Below are 5,634 nucleotides of genomic sequence, written 5' to 3'. Positions count from 1 at the left end.
CCGGTTGCCCGACCTACACCCTTAGCAGGGGCGCCTCTTCGGCCTCTTGAGTATTACTCCTCGTTTATCCCTGCCAAAAGGGATTCACCTATACTTTTGAATTTCTTCTTTCGTACCGAACATTTGGTTCTTAGGTGCCTAATTAGAGTAGCAAATTCCCCATTTACTGTCAAGAAAAATTTATATTTTTTTTAGCCCTACCGGACGTATAGTTTTATTTCTTATTTCCATATTTTCTTATCACTTTCCGATTATGTTCTTTATTATTTGCTCTTTTTAAAAAATCCACTCCGGTGATTTTTTTCCGGAATGGATTTTTTTAGCTAATGAATAATCTTTAGGAATCAGCTTTTTTGTTCCTTATTTTCTTCATTCCGCTCTTTTTAATTCTATTCTTTTTGCTTCTATTTTTTAATTCTATTCTTCTTGATTCTGTTTTTTTATTCTATTCTTCTTGATTCTCTTTGGTATCCTCTCCATTTATTTCTGCGATTTCTGTATCCGCATCTTCTCCCGGATCCGTTTCTGAATCTTCTTCCCCATCGTTTTCACTTTCTCTTACCTTGGCAACGGAAGCAATGGTGGTATCTCCGTCCTTATCGATATTCATCAGTTTTACCCCGGAGGCATTTCTTCCGATGATACTGATATTTTCCAGACTCATCCGAATCATAATACCCTCTGTGGTAATCAGAAGAATTTCTCTATCCTGGTCACAAAGCTTAAATCCTACCAGATCTCCGGTTTTCTCCGTAATCTTGTAGCAACGCATACCCTTTCCGCCACGGTTTTGTGCCTTAAAGGCGGATTTCTCCGTAAGCTTGCCGTAACCCTTTTCAGAAACTACCAGCATATTTTCTCCCTGAGAAGATTCCTGCATACCGATTACTTCATCTCCATCATTCAGTCGGATACCGATTACACCCATGGAGGAACGTCCGGTTCTACGCACATCCTTCTCATTGAACTGAATAGCCATTCCCTTCTTGGTCACCAGAATAATATTTTCATCCTTGGAAAGAAGCTTAGCTTCTATTAACTGGTCGTCTTCCTTCAAGCTAATGGCAATTAAGCCGTTTCTTCGTACATTGGCATATTCGGAAAGGGCGGTCTTTTTCACCATTCCGGACTTAGTGGTGAGGATTAAGTCCTGTTCATCCTTCGGATCTCTCAGGCAGAGGCTGGCATTGACCTTTTCTCCCTCCTGCAAGGGAAGAAGATTCACTAAAGCCGTACCTCTTGCGGTTCTGCTGGCTTCCGGAATCTCATAGCCTTTAATACGGAAAACTCTTCCCATATTGGTAAAGAACATAATGTAATGATGGTTTGTGGTCATAAAGAGGTCTTCAATATAGTCCTTCTCTATGGTCTGCATTCCCTTAATACCCTTTCCGCCACGGTTTTGTTGACGGAAATTTTCCGGAGACATTCTCTTGATATAACCAAGGCTGGTGGAAGTAATCACCACATCATCGTCGGCAATTAAATCCTCCGCATCCAGGATATCATCATAGCTAAAGGAGGTTTTTCTATCCTCTCCGTACTTATCTGCAATAACATCCAACTCTTCCTTAATTACCGCAAGAAGCCTTCTCTCATCTCCCAGAATTTCCTTATAGTAGGCAATCTTTGCCAGTAAATCCTGGTACTCGTTTTCCAGACGTTCTCTTTCCAAACCGGTGAGAGCACGCAAACGCATATCTACGATAGCCTGGGCCTGCACTTCGGTGAAGGCAAAGCGGGTAATCAAGTTTTGCTTAGCCTCTTCTACATTTTTCGCGGCACGGATAATGGCAACAATCTCATCAATATGGTCAAGAGCCTTTAATAATCCTTCTAAGATATGGGCTCTGTCCTCACATTTTTGTAAATCGTACTGCGTTCTTCTGGTGACCACCTGAATCTGATGTGCCAAAAATTCTTCCAAAATTTCCAGAAGATTTAAAATCTTCGGCTCCCCTCGAACGATACAAAGCATAATCACACCGAAGGTTTCCTGTAACTGGGTGTGCTTATACAGCTGGTTCAGAATTACATGGGGATTCACGTCTTTTCTGCACTCAATGGCAATCTTTGCTTTGGAATTTTTTCCTGCCGCATCGTGGATATAGGTGATACCGTCAATTCTTTTATCTTTTACAAGCTCTGCAATCTTTTCAATGACGCGGGAACGGTATACAAGATAGGGAAGCTCCTTTACCAAAATGCGATTTTTGCCGTTGTGCATGGGCTCAATCTCGCAAATCGCCCGCATCTTAATCTTTCCTCTTCCGGTTCTGTAAGCTTCTTCAATTCCTCTTTTTCCTAAAATCGTCGCCCCTGTAGGAAAATCCGGTCCCTGAATAATGGGAAGAAGTTCTTCTATTTCCGTCTTTCTTCCCGCAATTTTATTGTCAATAATGCAATCCACACCCTTAATCACTTCTCTCAGATTATGGGGAGGGATATTGGTGGACATACCTACTGCAATACCTGTGGCACCGTTTACCAAAAGATTGGGAAAACGGGAAGGAAGAACCACCGGCTCCTCATATTCGTTGGAGAAGTTCGGCATGAAATCCACGGTGTTCTTATTGATGCCTGCCAGCATTTCTCCGGCTAATCTGGACATCTTAGCCTCGGTATAACGCATTGCCGCCGGGCTGTCTCCGTCCTCGGAACCAAAGTTTCCCTGCTTGTCAATCAGGACGTGCCGCATAGACCAGGGCTGTCCCATATAAACCAAAGAGCCGTAAATGGAGGAGTCACCGTGGGGGTGATATTTACCCATGGTTTCTCCAACAATTGTGGCACATTTTTTGGTCTTTTTATCCGGAGTAACGCCCAGACTTTGCAAAGCATAAAGCACTCTTCTTTGTACAGGCTTAAGACCATCCCGAACATCGGGAATCGCTCTGGACACAATGACACTCATGGCGTAGTCGATATACGCATTTTCCATGGTCTTTTTTAAGTCCACATCCTGCACTTTATCAAAAATATTTGGCTCCAAAATTGGCCTCCTTTAACTTTCAATTCTTTTTGGAAAAGTCTTTAAATATCCAAATTTGTAACATAGCGGGCATTTTGCTCGATAAATTCTCTTCTGGGCTCTACCTGATCTCCCATTAAGGTAGTAAAGGTAATATCCAGTTCCGCCTTATCCTCGTCACTCATATTTACACGAAGTAATGTTCTGCTTTCCGGATCCAGAGTGGTTTCCTGCAGCTCCTCCGTATTCATCTCTCCAAGACCCTTGAATCGGGATACGTCTGCTCCATCAGATCCGATTTCCTTTAAAATTCTCTGATATTCCTCATCAGAGTAAGCATAGTAATGCTTTTTGTTCTTCTGAATGGTAAAGAGTGGCGGCTGAGCCAGATAAACATGTCCTTTTCGGATAAGCTCCGGCATAAAGTTATAAATAAAGGTCAGCATCAAGGTGGAAATATGAGCGCCGTCCACATCCGCATCCGTCATAATGATGATTTTGTGGTAGCGTAATTTGCTTAAGTCAAAATCTTCGTGGATACCTGTTCCAAAGGCGGTAATCATTCCCTTGATTTCTTCATTGGCATAAATTCTATCCAGTCTGGCCTTCTGCACATTTAATACCTTACCTCTAAGAGGCAGTACGGCCTGGGTTTCCGGATTTCTTCCTTCCTTGGCAGGTCCCAATGCGGAATCTCCCTCTACAATAAAGATTTCACATCTTTCCGGATCCTTGCTGCTGCAATCCGCAAGCTTACCGGGAAGTCCCACACCGTCCAAGGCGGACTTTCTTCTGGTTAAATCTCTGGCTTTTCTAGCTGCGGCTCTTGCTCTTTGCGCCAAAATAGACTTTTCGCAAATCACCTTGGCAACCGCAGGATTTTGCTCCAAAAAATAGGTCAACTGCTCGGAAACAATACCCTGCACTGCCACCTGAGCCTCTGAGGTTCCCAGCTTCTGCTTGGTCTGTCCCTCAAATTGGGGATCCTCAATCTTTACGGAGATAATGCAGGTTAATCCCTCACGGATATCCTCTCCGGAAAGGTTGGCTTCACTATCCTTTAAAAGCTTATTCTGTCTTGCATAGTCATTAAAGGTTTTGGTTAAAGCATTTTTAAAACCGGTAAGGTGGGTTCCGCCCTCCGGGGTATTGATGTTGTTTACGAAGGTATAGATATTTTCCGTATAGGAGTCGTTATGCTGCATAGCCACTTCCACCAGAATCTTTTCTTTCTCTCCCTCGCAGTAAATCACATCCGGATAAAGGGCTTCCTTTCCCTTATTCAGGAAAGTAACAAACTCCTGAATTCCTCCCTCATAGTGGAACTCCTTTTCTTTCTCCTGTCCTTCCCGCTCATCCACAAGACGAATCTTCAGATTCTTGGTTAAGAAGGCGGTTTCCCGAAGACGAATCTTCAAGGTTTCAAAGTCATAAACGCTTTCTTCGAAAATGCTTGCATCCGGAAGGAAGTGTACTTCGGTTCCCTGCTCCTCTTCGCTGCAAGTTCCAATACACTCGATAGGCTTTGTTACCTTTCCCTTGGCAAAGGACATGGTATAAATCTTGCCCTCTTTATAAACCTTTACATCCAGCCACTCAGAAAGGGCATTTACCACGCTGGCTCCTACACCGTGAAGACCGCCGGAAACCTTATATCCGGCTCCTCCGAACTTTCCTCCTGCATGAAGAACGGTAAAAACAACTTCCAAGGCGGACTTTCCGGCCTTTTTCTGTATATCTACAGGAATTCCTCGTCCATTATCCCTTACGGTAATGGAGTTATCCTGATGAATTTTAACGGTAATGGTATTACAAAATCCGGCTAATGCCTCGTCTACAGAGTTATCCACGATTTCATAAACCAAATGATGCAAACCGCGAACGGAAGTGCTTCCGATATACATTCCCGGTCTTTTCCGAACCGCTTCCAGTCCCTCCAAAATCTGAATCTGATCTGCACCGTATTCCTTAGAACCATGAAGAAATTCTGCTTCATTTCCTCCAAATTCTTCCATCTCTATAGACATAGTTCCTCCTCTTTACTGACACTGCACCTGTCCATTTTCCACATAAAACACATGGTCTATGGGGAATCGATGCTTTACCAATTCTTCCAATCCTGTACATGTAATCAGGCTTTGTAAATTCCCTAACTGCTCTAATAAAAAATTCTGTCTTTTTTGATCCAGCTCTGAAAACACATCATCCAACAATAAGATGGGGTTATCCTGAATTCTTTCTCTCACCAAATCAATTTCCGCTAATTTTAGGGACAAGGCGGCGGTTCTTTGCTGTCCCTGAGAACCAAAATGCCGGATATCCTGACCGTTAATCTGAAAGGACAGATCATCTCGGTGGGGACCGGAGAGGGTAGTCTGTTGCTTTTTCTCCGCCTCCCTGTTTTTTTCTAGCTGCAAGGAGAAATTTTCCTCGCTAACATTTTCCTCGTAACTTAGAAGAAGCTCTTCCCGCTTTCCGCTGATTTCCCCGTGGATGTTTTCCACCTTTTTCCGTAAATTTTCCACAAAATCTCTGCGGAGGGAAATCACCATCTTCCCATGCTTTACCAGTTCCTCATCCCAGGCAAAAAGAGTTTCCTCCAGTTTTGGCCGAAAATACAGTTCCTTTAAAAGCTTATTCCTTTGCTGCAACACTTTATTATA

Annotated in this window: 3 protein-coding genes; all 3 read right to left on the bottom strand. The window is 43.2% G+C overall.

Translation table 11 applies throughout. The annotated features are described in order from the left end of the window. Positions 1–445 precede the first annotated feature (445 nt). Positions 446–2,992, bottom strand: a complete 2,547-nt coding sequence (gyrA, locus tag RDQ32_RS10610) for a DNA gyrase subunit A (RefSeq protein WP_308580451.1) — start codon at positions 2,990–2,992, stop codon at positions 446–448. Between the two features lie 41 nt (positions 2,993–3,033). Further along, entirely contained in the window at positions 3,034–4,998 is a 1,965-nt protein-coding gene (gene gyrB / locus RDQ32_RS10605) for a DNA topoisomerase (ATP-hydrolyzing) subunit B (RefSeq protein ID WP_308580450.1), read from the bottom strand. A gap of 12 nt (positions 4,999–5,010) precedes the next feature. Next, positions 5,011–5,634: DNA replication and repair protein RecF (locus tag RDQ32_RS10600; protein ID WP_308580449.1), on the bottom strand; the 624-nt coding region annotated here is incomplete at its 5' end.

The sequence above is a fragment of the uncultured Oribacterium sp. genome (assembly GCF_902481605.1).
GTDB lineage: Bacteria > Bacillota > Clostridia > Lachnospirales > Lachnospiraceae > Oribacterium > Oribacterium sinus.
The sequence above is the reverse complement of the archived record's forward strand: the minus strand, read 5'-3'. Positions and strand labels throughout refer to the sequence as shown.